Annotated in this window: 17 protein-coding genes; 2 read left to right on the forward strand and 15 right to left on the reverse strand. The window is 70.3% G+C overall.

From position 1 onward, the window contains the following. Positions 1-50 precede the first annotated feature (50 nt). Positions 51-1118 carry an aminotransferase class V-fold PLP-dependent enzyme gene (locus tag ACN9MP_RS10440; RefSeq protein ID WP_426319959.1) on the forward strand — a complete coding sequence of 356 codons (1068 nt, stop codon included), beginning with the start codon at positions 51-53 and terminating at the stop codon, positions 1116-1118. A gap of 37 nt (positions 1119-1155) precedes the next feature. Here the strand turns inward: ACN9MP_RS10440 and ACN9MP_RS10445 are convergent, their stop codons facing one another. The 5 genes from ACN9MP_RS10445 to ACN9MP_RS10465 form a co-directional block, all read right to left on the reverse strand. Further along, the gene (locus ACN9MP_RS10445; protein ID WP_426319960.1) at positions 1156-2460 is read right to left on the reverse strand and encodes an MFS transporter; all 1305 of its coding nucleotides are present in this window, start codon (positions 2458-2460) and stop codon (positions 1156-1158) included. Next, positions 2453-3220: a fumarylacetoacetate hydrolase family protein gene (locus ACN9MP_RS10450; protein WP_426319961.1), complete on the reverse strand. Its 768-nt coding sequence runs from the start codon at positions 3218-3220 to the stop codon at positions 2453-2455. The genes ACN9MP_RS10445 and ACN9MP_RS10450 overlap by 8 nt, the downstream gene beginning before the upstream one ends. An 83-nt stretch (positions 3221-3303) precedes the next feature. After that, positions 3304-4410 (reverse strand): branched-chain amino acid aminotransferase, encoded by a 1107-nt coding sequence (locus tag ACN9MP_RS10455; RefSeq protein WP_426325987.1) that lies wholly within the window; start codon positions 4408-4410, stop codon positions 3304-3306. A 62-nt stretch (positions 4411-4472) separates the two neighbouring features. Further along, positions 4473-5525, reverse strand: coding sequence for a 3-isopropylmalate dehydrogenase (locus ACN9MP_RS10460; RefSeq protein ID WP_426319963.1), 1053 nt, complete (start codon positions 5523-5525; stop codon positions 4473-4475). A 7-nt stretch (positions 5526-5532) separates the two neighbouring features. Continuing rightward, a complete protein-coding gene (locus tag ACN9MP_RS10465) occupies positions 5533-7074 on the reverse strand; it encodes an MFS transporter (RefSeq protein ID WP_426319964.1) in 1542 nt (513 codons plus the stop codon). A 63-nt stretch (positions 7075-7137) separates the two neighbouring features. Here ACN9MP_RS10465 and ACN9MP_RS10470 point away from each other — a divergent pair, with 63 nt between their 5' ends. After that, the gene (locus ACN9MP_RS10470) at positions 7138-7683 is read left to right on the forward strand and encodes a TetR/AcrR family transcriptional regulator (RefSeq protein ID WP_426319965.1); all 546 of its coding nucleotides are present in this window, start codon (positions 7138-7140) and stop codon (positions 7681-7683) included. Between the two features lie 31 nt (positions 7684-7714). Here ACN9MP_RS10470 and serA read toward each other — a convergent pair whose 3' ends face one another. The 10 genes from serA to ACN9MP_RS10520 form a co-directional block, all read right to left on the reverse strand. Further along, on the reverse strand, positions 7715-9319 hold the full coding sequence (gene serA, locus ACN9MP_RS10475; RefSeq protein ID WP_426319967.1) for a phosphoglycerate dehydrogenase: 1605 nt from the start codon (positions 9317-9319) through the stop codon (positions 7715-7717). 174 nt (positions 9320-9493) lie between these two features. Continuing rightward, positions 9494-9868, reverse strand: coding sequence for a bacitracin resistance protein (locus tag ACN9MP_RS10480; RefSeq protein WP_426319969.1), 375 nt, complete (start codon positions 9866-9868; stop codon positions 9494-9496). Continuing rightward, positions 9865-10428 (reverse strand): DNA polymerase III subunit gamma/tau, encoded by a 564-nt coding sequence (locus ACN9MP_RS10485; protein WP_426319970.1) that lies wholly within the window; start codon positions 10426-10428, stop codon positions 9865-9867. Before ACN9MP_RS10485 ends, ACN9MP_RS10480 begins: the two co-directional genes overlap by 4 nt. A 43-nt stretch (positions 10429-10471) precedes the next feature. Then, positions 10472-10882, reverse strand: a complete 411-nt coding sequence (locus ACN9MP_RS10490) for a peptidoglycan-binding domain-containing protein (protein ID WP_426319972.1) — start codon at positions 10880-10882, stop codon at positions 10472-10474. Positions 10883-10993: 111 nt separating this feature from the next. Next, the gene (locus ACN9MP_RS10495; RefSeq protein WP_426319974.1) at positions 10994-11326 is read right to left on the reverse strand and encodes a peptidoglycan-binding domain-containing protein; all 333 of its coding nucleotides are present in this window, start codon (positions 11324-11326) and stop codon (positions 10994-10996) included. A gap of 107 nt (positions 11327-11433) precedes the next feature. Next, positions 11434-12153 (reverse strand): copper homeostasis protein CutC, encoded by a 720-nt coding sequence (locus ACN9MP_RS10500; RefSeq protein WP_426319975.1) that lies wholly within the window; start codon positions 12151-12153, stop codon positions 11434-11436. Between the two features lie 78 nt (positions 12154-12231). Then, the gene (locus ACN9MP_RS10505; protein WP_426319977.1) at positions 12232-12438 is read right to left on the reverse strand and encodes a hypothetical protein; all 207 of its coding nucleotides are present in this window, start codon (positions 12436-12438) and stop codon (positions 12232-12234) included. Positions 12439-12596: 158 nt separating this feature from the next. Beyond that, positions 12597-13622 (reverse strand): ketol-acid reductoisomerase, encoded by a 1026-nt coding sequence (ilvC, locus tag ACN9MP_RS10510; RefSeq protein ID WP_426319978.1) that lies wholly within the window; start codon positions 13620-13622, stop codon positions 12597-12599. Between the two features lie 43 nt (positions 13623-13665). Then, complete coding sequence (ilvN, locus tag ACN9MP_RS10515; protein ID WP_426319980.1) at positions 13666-14175, reverse strand: acetolactate synthase small subunit; 510 nt, start codon at positions 14173-14175, stop codon at positions 13666-13668. Positions 14176-14178: 3 nt separating this feature from the next. Beyond that, complete coding sequence (locus ACN9MP_RS10520) at positions 14179-15984, reverse strand: acetolactate synthase large subunit (protein ID WP_426319982.1); 1806 nt, start codon at positions 15982-15984, stop codon at positions 14179-14181. Positions 15985-16001: the final 17 nt, after the last annotated feature.

Below are 16001 nucleotides of genomic sequence, written 5' to 3' on the forward strand. Positions count from 1 at the left end.
ATGAAACACCTGGCCTAGACCTATCACTTCGGCAGCGTCACCCTGGAATCATGCCCGCACTCGCCCGCTCCTCCGCGATCGAGGCCGCCGCCCGGGAGTTCGACGGCGGCCGGGACTATCTCGCCGCCTGCACGGTCGGAATCCCGAGCAGGGGCACCCGCCGCGCGGTGATCGCCGACCTCGAGGCCTCTGCCGCGGGCCATCCCGACCTCGCCGCCTACGGCGTCGCGGTCGAGAGATCGCGAGCCCTGTTCGGCCGGCTCGTAGGGGTCGGCGCGGACCGGGTCTCGATCGGCTCGCAGACGTCCGTCGCGGCCGGGCTCGTCGCGGCGGCGCTGCCGGTCGGAGCGGAAGTGCTCGTGCCCGAGGGCGAGTTCTCGTCCGTGGTGCTGCCGTTCGTCCACTCCGGCCGCGACCTCACCGTGCGGACCGCTCCCCTGCGCGAGCTGGCCGGGCAGGTACGGGCGAACACGGCGCTCGTCGCCTTCTCGGCGGTGCAGTCCGCGACGGGCGAAGTGGCGGATGCTGCCGCCATCGCCGCCGCCGCGCGCGCGAGCGGCGCGCTCACGCTGTGCGATGCGACGCAGGCAGTCGGCTGGCTCCCCGTGGACGCATCCCCGTTCGACGCCCTGATCTGCCACGCCTACAAGTGGCTCTGCGCACCCCGCGGTGTGTCGTTCCTCGCCGTGTCGGAGCGCCTCGCAGACCGCATGTCGCCGATCCACGCGGGATGGTACGCCGGCGACGACCCGTGGTCGTCGTGCTACGGCGGCGGCGCCGAACTCGCCCCCGGTGCCCGGCGGTTCGACGTGTCGCCTGCGTGGCAGGCGTTCGTGGGCGCGGCGCCGGCGCTCGAGCTGTTCGCAGGTCTCGACCCTGACGAGCTTCACGCGCACGCCACCGGGCTGGCGGCCGCCTTCCGCGAAGGTCTCGGCATCGCTCAGCCCGAACGGGCGTCGGCGATCGTCACCTGGGACGATGCAGACGGGTGCGAGCTGGCGCGCCTGACGACTGCCGGCATCACGGCGTCGGGGCGATCGGGCCGCGCGCGGGTGGCCTTCCACCTCTTCAACGACGCGGACGACGTCGACCTGGCACTCGCGGCACTCGGTCACTGAGTTCGGGCGGCCCCGGGGCGGGAACCGGAGCGAGCCGTCAGCCGTCCGCCATGCGCTCCGGCGCAGCCGACCGCGCCGATGCCCGCCAGCCGAGTGGTGACAGCAGCACCGACGCCACCACGAGCACGAGCACCACGAGGGCGAGGCCGCCGTAGCCGATCCCGCCGAGCACCGCACCCGCGGCGATCGCACCGAGCCCGGCGACGATGCTCATGGTGAAGTCGCTGATGCCCTGCCGCCGGGTGCGGAGCGCCTCCGACGAGGATTCGGTCAGCAGCGTGGATCCCGCCACGGTGGTCGCGCTCCATCCGAGGCCCAGGAGCACGAGCGCCACAGTCACGGACGTCGTGGAGGCCTGCCCGAACGAGGCCGTGAGCAGGGCCGCGGCCAGCAGCGCCTGTCCGACGAGGATCGTGGGCACGCGCCCCACCTTGTCGGCCAGGATGCCGAACACCGGCGACAGCAGATACATCCCCGCGATGTGCAGGCTGATCGTGAGGCCGATGATCGACAGCGTCGCCGCCTCCGTCGCAGCGTGCGTCAGATGCGCCAGATGCACGGGAGTCATGGCCATGATCGACACCATGGTGCCGTGCGCCGCGGCCACCGCGAAGATCGCGTACCGTGCGGCGACCGGCCGGTCCCCTCGCGCGATCGGCCGGCTGCCGGCGGGCGCGGACGCCACCACCCGCTGCGCCAGCAGCAGCGGATCGGGTCGCATCGCGACGAGGTAGAGGACGATGGCGAGCCCCTGCGCGACGAGGGTGAACGCGTAGGGGCCGGTGAGGGGCGGCATGCCGATCGCGCGGCCGAGGACCTCACCGGGTCCCGTGAGGTTGGGACCGAGCACCGCGCCGACCGTCGTCGCCCAGACCACGATCGACAGGTCACGCCCCCGCGAGGCATCCGTCGCCAGATCCGCCGCGGCGAAGCGCGACTGGAGGTTCGCCGCTTGTCCCGAGCCGATAACGAGGAAGCCCACCAGCAGCAGCGGAAAGGCGCGCACCGCGATCGCCGCGATGACGAGCGCGACGCCGATCAGCGCGACGGCCATGCCGGTCGTCAGCGAGCGCCGTCGGCCGCTGCGGCGCGCGATGGCGGCCAGCGGCACCGCCGTGAGCGCGGTGCCGAAGGTCACCGCGGCGGCAGCGAGCCCCGAGAACGCGTCGTCGCCCGACAGCTCGGCCGCGAGCACTGCGCCCAGCGAGAGCGTCGCGCCGAACGCGAGGCCGCCCAGCACCTGCCCGAGCGACAGCACCCACACGGTGCGTCGCTGAACCCGGGCGACCTCTCCCGCGGCCGGCGCCGAGCCGGCCGTCGACGGTGGCTGGGTGTCAGGCATCGCGGGCTGGGTTGCGCAGGATCCCGAGCCCCGTGATCTCGACCTCGACGGTGTCTCCGGCACTGATCTGCCCCACTCCGGCCGGCGTCCCCGTGAGGATGACGTCGCCCGGGAGGAGCGTGAACGCGGCGGACGCGACGGCGATGACATCGGCGAGCGAGAAGATCATGTCGCTGATCGGGCCCTGCTGGCGCACCTCGCCGTTCAGCCGCGTCGTGATGACAGCCGGGCCGTCGATGTCGAAGTCCGTCTCGATCGCCGGACCCAGCGGGCAGGACGTGTCGAAGCCCTTGGCCCGCGCCCACTGGCCGTCGGACTTCTGCCAGTCGCGCGCCGTGAGGTCGTTGGCGATGGTGTAGCCGAAGACGTAGTCGAGCGCGTTCTCGGGTGCGACGTTCTTGGCGATGCGGCCGATCACGGCTGCCAGCTCGCCTTCGAAGCTGATGAAGTCGGAGCCCTTCGGGAGCACCACCGCGTCGCCGGGCCCGATCACCGACGTGTTCGGCTTGAAGAACAGCATGGGCGCCGCGGGCACCTCGTTGCCGAGCTCGGCGGCATGGTCGCGGTAGTTGCGCCCGACCGCCACGATCTTCGACCGGGGGATGACGGGAGCCAGCAGCGCGACGTCCGCCAGCGGAACCCGCTCGCCGGTCGTCTCGTAGCCGGCGAACATCGGATCGCCCGCGAGGACGACGAGCTCCCCCTCGTCCACGATCCCGAATCGAATGGCGTCGTTATGGCTGAAGCGCGCGATCCTCACCCGGCAAGCCTAGCGAGAAGCACCGACGAAGAGAGCGGACGGATGCCGCAGCATCCGTCCGCTCTCGCATCCCCGCAGAGGGGTCAGCCGTCGAGGCGCAGCAGCCAGCCGTGCTTGTCTTCACGGCGGCCGTACTGGATGTCGGTGAGCTCTTCGCGAAGCGACAGGGCGAGCTCGCCCGTCGGCTGCTCGTCGACGAAGTCCTTGCCCTTGAGCAGGCCGATCGGCGTGACGACGGCGGCGGTGCCGCACGCGAACACCTCGACGATGTCGCCGGATGCCACGCCCTGGCGCCACTCGTCGAACGAGACCGCACGCCCCTCGACCTTGTGGCCGCGGTCGCGGGCGAGCTGCAGGATCGAGTCGCGCGTGATCCCCTCGAGGATGGAGTCGGACTGCGGCGTCACGAGGGTGCCGTCCTTGTACACGAAGACCACGTTCATGCCGCCGAGCTCCTCGACGTTGCGGTCCTGGTCGAGGAAGACCACCTGGTCGCACTCGTTCTCGTACGCCTCGGACTGGGGAAGGAGGCTGGCGGCGTAGTTGCCGCCGGTCTTGGCCGCTCCCGTGCCGCCCTTGCCGGCGCGCGCGTAGTCCTCGCTGAGCCAGATCGACACCGGCTGCACGCCGCCCTTGAAGTAGGCGCCGGCGGGCGAGGCGATGACGTAGTACGCCACCTTGTGCGCCGGGCGCACTCCGAGGAACGCCTCCTTGGCGAACATGAAGGGCCGCAGGTACAGGCTCTGGTCGTCACCCGACGGCACCCAGTCCCCGTCGACGGCGATGAGCTCGCGCAGTGACTGGATGAAGTACGACACCGGAAGCTCCGGCAGCGCCAGGCGGCGAGCGGAACGTTGCAGGCGGCGGCCGTTCTGGTCGGGGCGGAACGTGTGGACGGAGCCGTCCGCGTGACGGTACGCCTTGATGCCCTCGAAGATCTCCTGGCCATAGTGCAGCACGGCCGCTGCCGGGTCGAGCGACAGCGGTCCGTACGGCTGCACGCGCGGGCGATGCCATCCGCCGCCCGTCGACCAGCAGATCTCGACCATGTGGTCGGTGAAGCTGGTGCCGAAGCCCGGGCTGGCGAGGATCTCCTCGCGCTGCTCCGGCGTCTTCGCCTGCAGGTTGCGGTGGACGGTGAACTCGAGCGGGGCGAGCCCGGTATCGGGGTCGGAATCGATGAGGGTCATGACGGCCTGTGCTTTCATGCGGATCGCTCCGCGAGAGTGGGCGGCGCTGTGCCGATTCCAGGTTACGCCTGGAGGCGTCGGGCGATCGCGTCGCCGATCTGCGCGGTGGTACGGGACGCCGTCCCCCGGCTCGCGATGTCGTCCTCCACCGCGGTGGTGACCCGCTGTGCCTCATCGGGCAGCCCGAGGTGGTCGAGCAGCAGCGACACGGAGAGGATCGCGGCCGTGGGGTCGGCCTTCTGCTGTCCTGCGATGTCGGGCGCCGAACCGTGCACGGGCTCGAACATCGAAGGGAACGCGCCGTCGGGATTGATGTTGCCCGAGGCTGCGAGGCCGATGCCACCGGTGACGGCGCCGGCCAGGTCCGTGAGGATGTCGCCGAAGAGGTTGTCGGTGACGATGACATCGAAACGACCCGGGTTCGTGACCAGATAGATGGTGGCCGCGTCGACGTGCACATAGTCTACGGTCACGTTCGGGTGCTCCAGCGCCACCTCGTCGACGAGGCGCTTCCAGATGCCGCCGGCGTGCACGAGCACGTTCGTCTTGTGCACGAGCGTCACCCGCTTCGAGCGGCGCTCGGCGAGGTCGAACGCGTAGCGCACCACGCGCTCGACGCCGAAGGCGGTGTTCACCGACGTCTCGTTGGCGACCTCGTGCGGTGTACCCGTGCGGATGGAGCCGCCGTTGCCCACGTATGGTCCCTCCGTCCCCTCGCGGACGACGACGAAGTCGATGTCGCCGGGGTGGGCGAGCGGCCCGGGAACGCCCGGATAGAGCTTCGACGGCCGCAGGTTCACGTAGTGGTCGAGCTCGAACCGGAGCTTCAGCAGCAGCCCCCGCTCGATGTTCGCGTTCTTCAGGCGCGGGTCGCCGGGCACTCCCCCGACGGCCCCCAGCAGGATCGCGTCGTGCGACTTGATCTGTTCGAGGTCGTCGCTCGTGAGGGTGTCGCCGGTCTCGAGGAATCGCGCGGCGCCGAGCGAGAACTGCGTCTTCTCGAATCGGATGCCGCTTCCCGCAGTCACCGCCTCGAGCACCTTCTCCGCCTCGGCGATGACCTCCGGACCAATGCCGTCACCCGGGATGACGGCCAGTTTCACGACACGCGACATGCTGCTCCTACGACTTCTGGCGGGACCCTCCCAGGGTAGTGGCCGCGATGACCCCCGCGACGACGACGAGCGCCGCTCCGATGAGTGCCGTCACCGTCACGCCCTGGTCGAATGCCGTCGCGGCCGCCTCGAAGAGCGCGGCCCCCGTCGTGCCGCCGATGGTGTCGGCCGCGTGCACGGCACCCGCCAGCGTCTCGGAGGCGGCCGCGGCGGCAGCATCCGGCACGCCGTCGGGCACGACGAGATTCGTGCGGTAGAGCGCCGTGAGGATGCCGCCCAGCACTGTCGTGCCGAGCACGGCGCCGAGCTCGTACGCCGTCTCGGAGACGGCGCTCGCCGCACCGGCCTTCGCCGGGGGCGCGCTCGAGAGCACGAGTTCGTTGGACACGGTCTCGGCGGCGCCGATGCCCATCCCCAGGGAGACGAAGGCCACGGCCAGCACGCCGATGCTCTCCGGCCCGGTCGCCAAGGCGACGGTCACGTAGCCGGCGAGCGAGAAGACGAGTGCCCCGGGCACGACGACCCGGGCAGGCCACCTCTTGGCGATCGGCACGACGGCCAGCCCGGCGATGATCATCATCGCGAGGCCGGGGACGAGCACGAGGCCCGATTCCATGGGCGAGAGGCCCGCGATCAGCTGGAGGTGCTGCGCGACGAAGAACAGGAAGCCGACCAGCGCGATGACACTGAGCAGGTTCACCAGCAGCGCTCCGCTGAAGGAGCCGAGGCGGAACAGGCGCATGTCGAGCATGGGCGTCGCCGCGCGAAGCTGCCGTCGTACGAAGACCACGCCGAAACCGAGCCCGATCAGGATCGGCAGCCACGCCGCGACGACGAAGCCGTGCACCGCGAGCTCCTTGATGCCGAAGACGACCGGGATCATCGTCGCCATCGACAGCGCGATGCCTGGCCCGTCGATACGCCCCGGCTTCGGGTCGCGGCTCTCAGGCACGAGAAGCGGAGCGAGCACCAGCAGCGGGATGAGCACGGGCACCGACAGCAAGAACACCGAACCCCACGCGAAGTGCTCGAGCAGGAGGCCCCCGACGATGGGGCCGAGAGCGGCACCCGCCGAGAACATGGCCGCCCACACGGCGATCGCCAGCCGACGCTGGTTGCGATCGGTGAAGATGCTGCGCAGCAGCGAAAGCGTCGACGGCATGAGCATCGCGCCGAAGACTCCCATCGCGGCACGTGCCGCGATGAGCCATGCGGCGCTCGGGGCGAACGCGGCGAGCACGGAGACCGCGGCGAAGCCGGTGGCGCCGATGAGCAGCATCCGTCGACGTCCGAACCGGTCGCCGAGCGTGCCCATGGTCACGAGGAGCCCGGCGAGCACGAGCGGGTACGCGTCGATGATCCACAGCTGCTGAGCGCTCGACGGCCCGAGCTCGAGCGCGATCGACGGCAGCGCGAAGCTCAGCACCGTGTTGTCGACCGAGACCAGGAGCACCGGGAGCATCAGTACGACGAGCGCCGCCCAGCCGCGCCATCCGACTCTGCGGGCTTGCGCGTCGGCGAGTGAGAGTTCCTGCGTGAGTGTCATCATTTCTATACCGTCCAGCCGGTATAGTATCAGGATGGCGCGCTCGCTGTCGATACTATCGAGGCCATGAGCCGCCCTCCCCTCGCCCGCGAGAAGGTTCTCGACGCCTTCGAGCAGATCCTCATCGACGAGGGCGAGCGCGCGGCCACGATGGATGCCACCGCCAAGGCGGCAGGCGTGTCGAAGGGAGGCCTGCTCTACCATTTCGGCACGAAGGAGTCGCTCCAGGCGGCGTTGCTCGAACGACTGCGGTCGTTGGTGAAGCAGGACGTCGACCTCATGGCCGCGGCGCCCGAGGGGCCGATCGCCTACTTCCTGCGGACGTCGGTGATGGCCAACGATCCGATCGACCGCGCGATCCTCGCCACCTCGCGCCTCGCGCAGGGGGGAGATACGACGGCGAGCGAGGCACTGCGTCAGATCCGCGACGACTGGGCGGCCGTTCTCGAACCGCACACCAAGGACGCCACCGCGCTCGACCTCGTCATGCTCGTGAGCGACGGCCTCTACTTCAACAACGCACTGTCCGGCGGATCGATCCCCGGCCCTGTGCCGCGGGGCGCAGCCTTGGATGCGCTCGTGGCGCTCGTGGAACGCGCCGCGCGGAGCTGAACAGGCGCCGCGCGGCACACTCCGCGATGAATCAGGACTCGGTGATCTCGATCTGGCGGAACAGGTCGGCCTGGATGGCCGAGCTCACCTCGTCGAGCAGCTCGTCGTCCACCGGCGAGTCGACGGTGAGCACCGAGAGCGCCTGGCCGCCCGCCGCCTGACGCGCGATCTGCATTCCCGCGATGTTGATGCCGGCATCCCCGAACTTCTGGCCGTAGACCGCCACGATGCCCGGGCGGTCGGTGTAGAGCATGACGATGTGGTTCGTCTCGATCGGCAGCTCGATCGCGTAGTCGTTGATGCCGACGAGCTTCTCGACCTGCTTGGTGCCGGTGAGCGTGCCCGAGATCGCGAGCTGGGATCCGTCGGAGAGGGCACCGCGCAGCGTGATGACGTTGCGGTACTCGGGGCTGTCGTCGTCGACGAGGAGACGCACGTCGACGCCGCGCTGTTCGGCGAGCAGGGGCGCGTTCACGTACGAGACGGTCTCGCTAACGATATTCGTGAAGACGCCCTTGAGCGCGGCAAGCTTGAGCACGCTCACGTCGTAGCCCTGCAGTTCGCCGTGCACTTCGACGTCGAGGCTGGTGAGAGGCGAACGCGCGAGGGCGGAGAAGATCTGGCCGAGCTTCTCGACCAGCGGGATGCCCGGTCGCACATACGGGTCGATGACGCCGCCCGCGACGTTGACGGCGTCGGGCACGAGTTCGCCGCCGAGGGCGAGACGCACCGACCGCGCCACCGAGACGCCGGCCTTCTCCTGCGCCTCCTCGGTCGAGGCGCCGAGGTGCGGCGTGACCACGACGTTCGGGAGGTCGAGGAGCATGCGAGCCGATCCGCCCTCGACGGGCGGCTCGGTGGTGAAGACGTCGAGGCCCGCACCGGCGATCTCGCCGGTGGTGAGCGCCTTGAACAGCGCCTCCTCGTCGATGAGGCCGCCGCGGGCGACGTTCACGACGTAGGCGGACCGCTTCATCCGACGGAACTGGTCGGTGCCGATCATCCCGGTCGTCTCGGGCGTCTTCGGCATGTGGATCGTGATGAAGTCGCTCTGCTCGAGCAGCTCGTCGAGCGTGACGAGCTGCACGCCCAGCTGCTGAGCCCGCGCGCTGGTGACGTACGGGTCGTACGCGATCACTCGCACGTCGAACGCCTGCAGGCGCGCGGTGATCAGCGCGCCGATGCGACCGAGGCCGATGATCCCGACCGTCTTCTCGAAGAGCTCGGTGCCCGTGTAGGAGCTGCGCTTCCAGGCGCCGCCCGCCAGCGAGGCGTGTGCGGCCGGGATGCGGCGCGCGAGGCTCAGGATGTGACCGACGGTGAGCTCGGCCGCCGAGATGATGTTCGACGTCGGCGCATTGACGACCATGACGCCGGCCGTGGTCGCCGTCTTGATGTCGACGTTGTCGAGGCCGACGCCGGCCCGGGCGACGACCTTCAGCACCGGAGCGGCGGCGATCGCCTCGGCGTCGATCTTCGTCGCCGAACGGATGAGGACCGCGTTCGCGTCGGCGAGCGCGGAGAGCAGTGCCGGCCGGTCGGTGCCGTCGACGCTGCGCACGTCGAAGTCGGGACCGAGGGCGTCGATCGTGGCGGGAGACAGCTCTTCGGCGATGAGGACGACAGGCTTCGGCACGGGTGGTTCCTTCGGGGGCGGTGCGCGATCGCGCGAGGCGGAGCAGAGGTCGGAGACCGGATGCCGCGCCGCACGCCGTCGGGGGGCGAGGCCTGTGCCAGCCTACCGCGAGCCCCCAGGCACCACGGACCGTGTGACGGCCAGGTCCGCCGGCCGGGGGGGGTCCCTCCGTGCTCAGCCGAGGAAGGACGCCGAGTTCAGCGTGGTGTACGCCACCACGTTGAGCCAGAAGACCGCGACCAGCGCGAGCCCCGTGAGCATCACCAGCAGGAGCTCGTGAGGTGCGCGTCGGTAGCCGATGGCGAAGGACGCTCCCCAGACGACCAGCGGGAAGACCGCCGCGAAGATCCAGATGAACCAGCCCAGGGCGTTGAGCGTCAGCCCCGCGCCGCCGAAGACGTCCAGCGTCGCGACGAGGTTGCCGATCGCGTTCCAGACGGCGTAGGCGTAGAAGAGGCCCGCGATGCCGGAGATCGTCGCCACGAGCCAGGTGGGCGTCCGGCCCTTCTTCGCGGCAGGGGGTGCAGCATCCGTCACGTTCCCGCTCATTGTCCGACCGCCCCGATCATCACGAAGGGCCAGGGCAGCAGGAGCACGACGCCCGCCGCGAGCCAGGTGAACCGCAGCCAGGCGCGCGAACGCCGGGTGAGGAGGAGGGTCGTCGTGAACCACAGCACGGGGGCCAGCACGGCCAGCCACAGACTGCCCTGGTACATGACGTCGAGCACGAGGTACTGCGCACGACCCTGGAGACGCAGACCGCCGATCAGCCAGCCGATCGCGAAGATCGCGTACACGCCGCCCAGCACGCCGAGGGCGACGAGAGTGCCGTTGCCCATCGGCTCCCGCTCGGCCGTGACGCTGCCTTCGTCGGCCGAGCCGTGGGCGGCGGCGGATGCCCCATCCTGCGCCGCCGCCGGCGAGAGCGCGTCGCTGCCCTTGCCGACAGCGGTGAACCCCGCGGGCAGCCGGTCGGTCGGCGCCGTGGCGCCACCGGCCCGTTCGCCTGCATCAGGAACGGCGTCGTCAGCGGCGGAGGCGCCGAGGTCGAGCGTGGGATCGTCGTCGCCGTCCCACGTGAGGGCGTCGTCGTCGCGGCCGGTCGTCACGCGTTCCAGCGTAGTCCGGCCCGGAGCGGGACGACGCAGGCGGTCACTCGAAGAGCCGCAGCATGAGGGTGTGCCAGGTCTCCGGGCCCGCGATGCCGTCGGCGGGCGGCGCGAACAGCTGCTGGAACTCCCGCACCGCGGCGTCCGTCAGCGGGCCGAAGTCGCCGTCGACGGTCAGCCCGGCAAGAAGGGTCTGGAGCGCGCGGACAGCCTCGCCCTCCGGCCCCGCAGGGCCGTCGCCCTGCTTCACCGTCATGATCAGGCTCGGCCAGTCCAGCTGACCGAGTGTCGTCGAGATCTCCACCGCCCGCAGCGTCTGCTGGAAGGCGCTGACGGCCTGCCCGCTGAGCGGGCCGAACGACCCGTCGGCCGCGATGCCGGCTCCCCGAGCGCGCAGCAGGTGCTGCGCGGCGAGCACGCGCCAGTTGGTGGCCTGCGTCGCCCCCTGCTTCACGAGCGCCCATGGCCGGTCGCCGGGCAGGAACGTGCTGAAGAACGACCACGTCTCGCGGGCCGCGATGCCGTCGATGGTGAGCCCCCAGGACTCCTGGAAGAACTCGACGCGCTACCGCGTGACGGGGCCGAAGTCGCCGTCGACGACGAGCGGGTCCTCGCCCGGCGAGCGAAGCAGCCCGAACTGCTGCACCGCACGTACCGCGTCGCCGGTCGATCCCTGCTGGACGGCGACCACGAGCCGGGGCCACGTCACCGGACCGACGGTCCCGTCGGCCGGGATCCCCTGCGCCGTCTGGAACGCGGTGACGGCGGCGGCCGTCGCGGGCCCGTACATCCCGTCGACGACCACCGCGTGGCCGCGCGCCCGCAGCAGGTACTGGATGCCGGGGACGATCGCGGCCGACGACCCCTGCCCGACGATGCTCCACGGTTCTACGTTCATGACGGCTCCTCTGCTCGCTGTGCCGATACGGGGAATGCCCCTCGTGGTTCGGAGGTGCCGCCGGCACGCGCTGATACGTTCTCGGCGCAGACGGCGGAACGGATGCCTCAGCCCGTGGCTGCGGCAACGGCCTCGGCGACGATGCCGGGGTCGGTGACGTCGTGCCCCGCGGAGCCGCCGCCCGGCCCCGACGCGGCGTCGTGGCCGGTCCGCGAGCGTGCGGACAGGTGCACGGCGTCGACCCCGGCCGCGAACAGCGCGGGGATGTCGGGGGGCTGCACGCCGCCGCCGGCCATGACCTCGACGGGTCCCGAGCGAGCCGCGAACGCCGCGAGCGTCGCGACGCCGTCGATCGACCGGGACGCGCCGCCCGAGGTGAGCACGCGGTCCACGCGCTCCGCGACCAGCTCGTCGAAGACCGCGGAGGGGTCGGCGGCGGCGTCGATGGCGCGGTGGAAGACCAGCGTGGCCGGGCCCGCAGCATCCCGCCATGTGCGCAGCGTGTCGCGGTCCAGGCCGCCGTCGGCGGTGAGCGCGCCCACGACGACTCCGCCTGCGCCTCGCTCGACGGCAGCACGGATGTCGGCCGACACCACCGCCACCTCCTCGGGGGTGTAGACGAAGCCGCCGCCCCGCGGGCGGACGAGAACGTTCACCGCTGCCGCGTCGACGGCACCGAGCACGGCCTCCAGGATCGCGAGCGACGGGGTGAGCCCACCGACATCCAGCGCCTGGCACAGCTCGAGGCGTGAGGCTCCCGCCGCCATCGCGGCGCGGGCCCCCGCGGGATCCTGGACCGCGATCTCGACAGCGCGTGCTGCTGACATGCCGCGAGCATAGCGGCGCGCGCCGACCCGCTGACAGGGTGAGACCCGCCGCGCCCCGGGCGGCGGGTCTCGACGGATTCAGGCCAGCCGCAGCGGCCGCGGCCTCGAGAAGAGGGCGCGGAACCACACGCCGACGCCCTCGACGACGCGTGCGATGGGCCGCTCGGGCGTGATGGTCACGCCGCGGTCGGCCATGCTGCGGAGAATCCTGTTCTCGCGATCCAGGGCGGCCGCCCGCTCGCGATTGAGCCGGTCGGCCGTGAAGGTCAGGGTGTTCCCATCCATGGCCGTTCCTTTCGTCAGTTCTCGTCGGGTTCGGCGAGATGTCTGATGTGAGTGGCGTCGCGGCTACGGTGATACGTCGGCGGTCTCACATCCTGCATTCCGCTCAGGCACGGCGAAGGCCCGGTCCCTCAGGGACCGGGCCTCCAGACCGATGAGGGTCAGCGCGCGGCCGAGCCCTCCACATAGTCCTCGTCCAGCTGCTTCCAGGCGAAGAGCGCGCGCAGGTCCCGGCCGACCGACTCGATCGGGTGGGCGGCGGCCTTCTCGCGCAGCTCGAAGAACTCCTTGGCGCCGTTGTCCTGGTCGTCGATGAAGCGCTTGGCGAACGCGCCGGACTGGATGTCGCCGAGCACGGCCTGCATGTTCTCCTTGACGCGCGGGTCGATGACGCGGGGGCCCGAGACGTAGTCGCCGTACTCGGCGGTGTCCGAGACCGACCAGCGCTGCTTGGCGATGCCGCCCTCCCACATGAGGTCGACGATGAGCTTCAGCTCGTGCAGCACCTCGAAGTAGGCGATCTGCGGCTGGTAGCCCGCTTCCGTCAGGGTCTCGAACCCGTACTGCACCAGCTGCGAGACGCCACCGCAGAGCACGGCCTGCTCGCCGAACAGGTCGGTCTCGGTCTCCTCGGTGAAGGTCGTCTTGATGACGCCGGCGCGGGTGCCGCCGATGGCCTTGGCGTACGAGAGCGCGGTCGCCCACGCGTTGCCCGAGGCGTCGCGCTCCACGGCGATGATGTCGGGGATGCCGCGGCCGGCGACGTACTCACGGCGCACGGTGTGGCCGGGGGCCTTGGGAGCGACGAGGATCACGTCGACTCCCTCGGGAGCCTCGATGTATCCGAACCGGATGTTGAAGCCGTGCGCGAAGGCGAGCGTCTTGCCGGGGGTCAGCTTGTCCTTGATGCTCTCGTTGTAGATCGAGCGCTGGTGCTGGTCGGGCGCCAGGATCATGATGAGGTCCGCCCACTCGGCGGCGTCGGCGACCGACTTGACCTCGAAACCCTCGTCCTGGGCCTTCTCGATCGACTTCGAACCCTCCTTGAGCGCGATGGCGACCTCGACGCCCGAGTCGCGGAGGTTCTGGGCGTGGGCGTGACCCTGCGAGCCGTAGCCCACGATCGCCACCTTCTTGCCCTGGATGATGCTCAGGTCGGCATCGGCGTCGTAGAAGATCTCAGCCATCTTCGTGTTTCTCCTTGATGTTGTGGTCTGTTGGGTCAGGAATTCAGCCGCGCAGCACGCGCTCGGTGATGCTCTTGCCGCCGCGGCCGATGGCGAGGAGGCCGGACTGGGCCAGCTCCTTGATGCCGAACGGCTCGAGCGCGCGCAGGAAGGCCTCGACCTTGCCCTTGTCGCCGGTCACCTCGACGACGAGCGCGTCGGGCGCGTAGTCCACGATCTGCGCGCGGAAGAGGCTGACGACCTCCAGCACGTTGGATCGCGTCTGATTGTCGGCGCGCACCTTGATCAGCATGTGCTCGCGCTGCACCGACGCCACGGCGTCGAGCTCGACGATCTTGATGACGTTGATGAGCTTGTTGAGCTGCTTGGTGACCTGCTCGAGCGGAAGCTCGTCGACGTCGACCACGACGGTGATGCGCGAAAGGCCGGGCACCTCGGTGACGCCCACCGCGAGGGACTCGATGTTGAAGCCGCGACGGGCGAACAGGCCGGCGACGCGGGTCAGCAGGCCCGGCTTGTCCTCCACGAGGAGGCTCAGCACGTGACTCGACATGGGTCAGTCCTCCTGCTCTGAGAAGGCGGGCGAGTGATCGCGCGCGTACTGGACATAGCTGTTGCTGACGCCCTGCGGAACCATCGGCCACACCATCGCGTCCGCGCTCACCACGAAGTCGATGACCACCGGGCGGTCGTTGGTCTCCAGCGCCGTCTTGATCGCGGCATCCACGTCCTCTTCCTTCTCGACGCGGATCGCGAGGCAGCCGTACGCCTCCGCCAGCTTCACGAAGTCGGGGATACGGACCGTGCCGTGGCCGGTGTTGAGATCGGTGTGCGAGTGACGGCCGTCGAAGAACAGCGTCTGCCACTGGCGCACCATGCCCAGCGACGAGTTGTTGATGATCGCGACCTTGATCGGGATGTTGTTGATCGCGCAGGTGGCGAGCTCCTGGTTGGTCATCTGGAAGCAGCCGTCGCCGTCGATCGCCCAGACCACGCGGTCGGGCTCGGCGACCTTGGCGCCCATCGCGGCAGGCACGGAGTAGCCCATGGTGCCGGCGCCACCGGAGTTGAGCCACGCGTTCGGCCGCTCGTACTTGATGAACTGCGCCGCCCACATCTGGTGCTGGCCGACACCGGCGGCGTAGATGCCCTCCGGACCGGTCAGCTCACCGATGCGCTTGATCACGTACTGCGGCGACATGAGCCCGTCGGTCGGCTGGGTGTAGCCGAGCGGGAACTCGTCGCGCAGACCGTCGAGGAAAGACCACCACTCGGCGATGTCGAGCGTGCCGCCCGGATGCGCCGTGCGGAAGGCGGCCTCGAGGTCGACGAGGACGTCCTTCAGGTCGCCCACGATCGGCACGTCCGCGGCGCGGATCTTCGAGATCTCGGCAGGGTCGATGTCGACGTGCACGACCTTGGCGTTCGGCGCGAAGAGCGACGCCTTACCGGTGACCCGGTCGTCGAACCGGGCGCCGAGGGCGACGAGGAGGTCGGCCTCCTGGAGAGCGAGCACCGCTGGCACGGTCCCGTGCATGCCGGGCATGCCCAGGTGCTGCTGGTGGGAGTCGGGGAATGCGCCGCGCGCCATCAGCGTGGTCACGACCGGGGCGCCGGTCGACTCGGCGAGGGTGCGGAGCTCCTCGGAGGCGCGTGCGCGGATCACGCCGCCGCCGACGTAGAGCACCGGCTTCTGCGCCTCGGCGATGAGCTGGGCAGCCGCCTGGATCTGCTTGCCGTGGGCCTTCGTCACCGGACGGTAGCCCGGCAGGTCGATCTTGGGCGGCCATACGAAGGGCGCCTCCGCCTGCTGGGCGTCCTTGGTGATGTCGACGAGCACGGGGCCGGGGCGGCCGCTCGAGGCGATCTCGAACGCGGCAGCGATCGCCCCGGGGATGTCCTCCGCCCGCTTCACCAGGAAGGAATGCTTGGTGATCGGCATCGTGATGCCCACGATGTCGGCCTCCTGGAAGGCATCCGTTCCCATGAGGGTCGAGAAGACCTGACCCGTGATGCAGACGATCGGGACGGAGTCCATGTAGGCGTCGGCGATCGCGGTGACGAGGTTGGTCGCGCCGGGACCGGAGGTGGCGAGAGCCACGCCCACGCGACCGGATGCCGCGGCGTAGCCTTCGGCGGCATGACCGGCGCCCTGCTCGTGGCGGACGAGGATGTGGCGGACCGCCTCGTCGTCCATCAGCGGGTCGTAGACGGGCATGATCGCACCGCCCGGGAGACCGAAGACATCGGTCACCCCGAGCAGATCGAGCGAACGGACGACCGCTTCCGCGCCCGTGAGCACGGGCGTCGAGGCGGTGCGGGCTGGCGGCCGGGGAATGGCCGCGGCGGTGTCGGCTGACATGTGAGGTTCCTCGAAAG

Source organism: Microbacterium sp. E-13 (assembly GCF_049912955.1).
GTDB lineage: Bacteria > Actinomycetota > Actinomycetes > Actinomycetales > Microbacteriaceae > Microbacterium.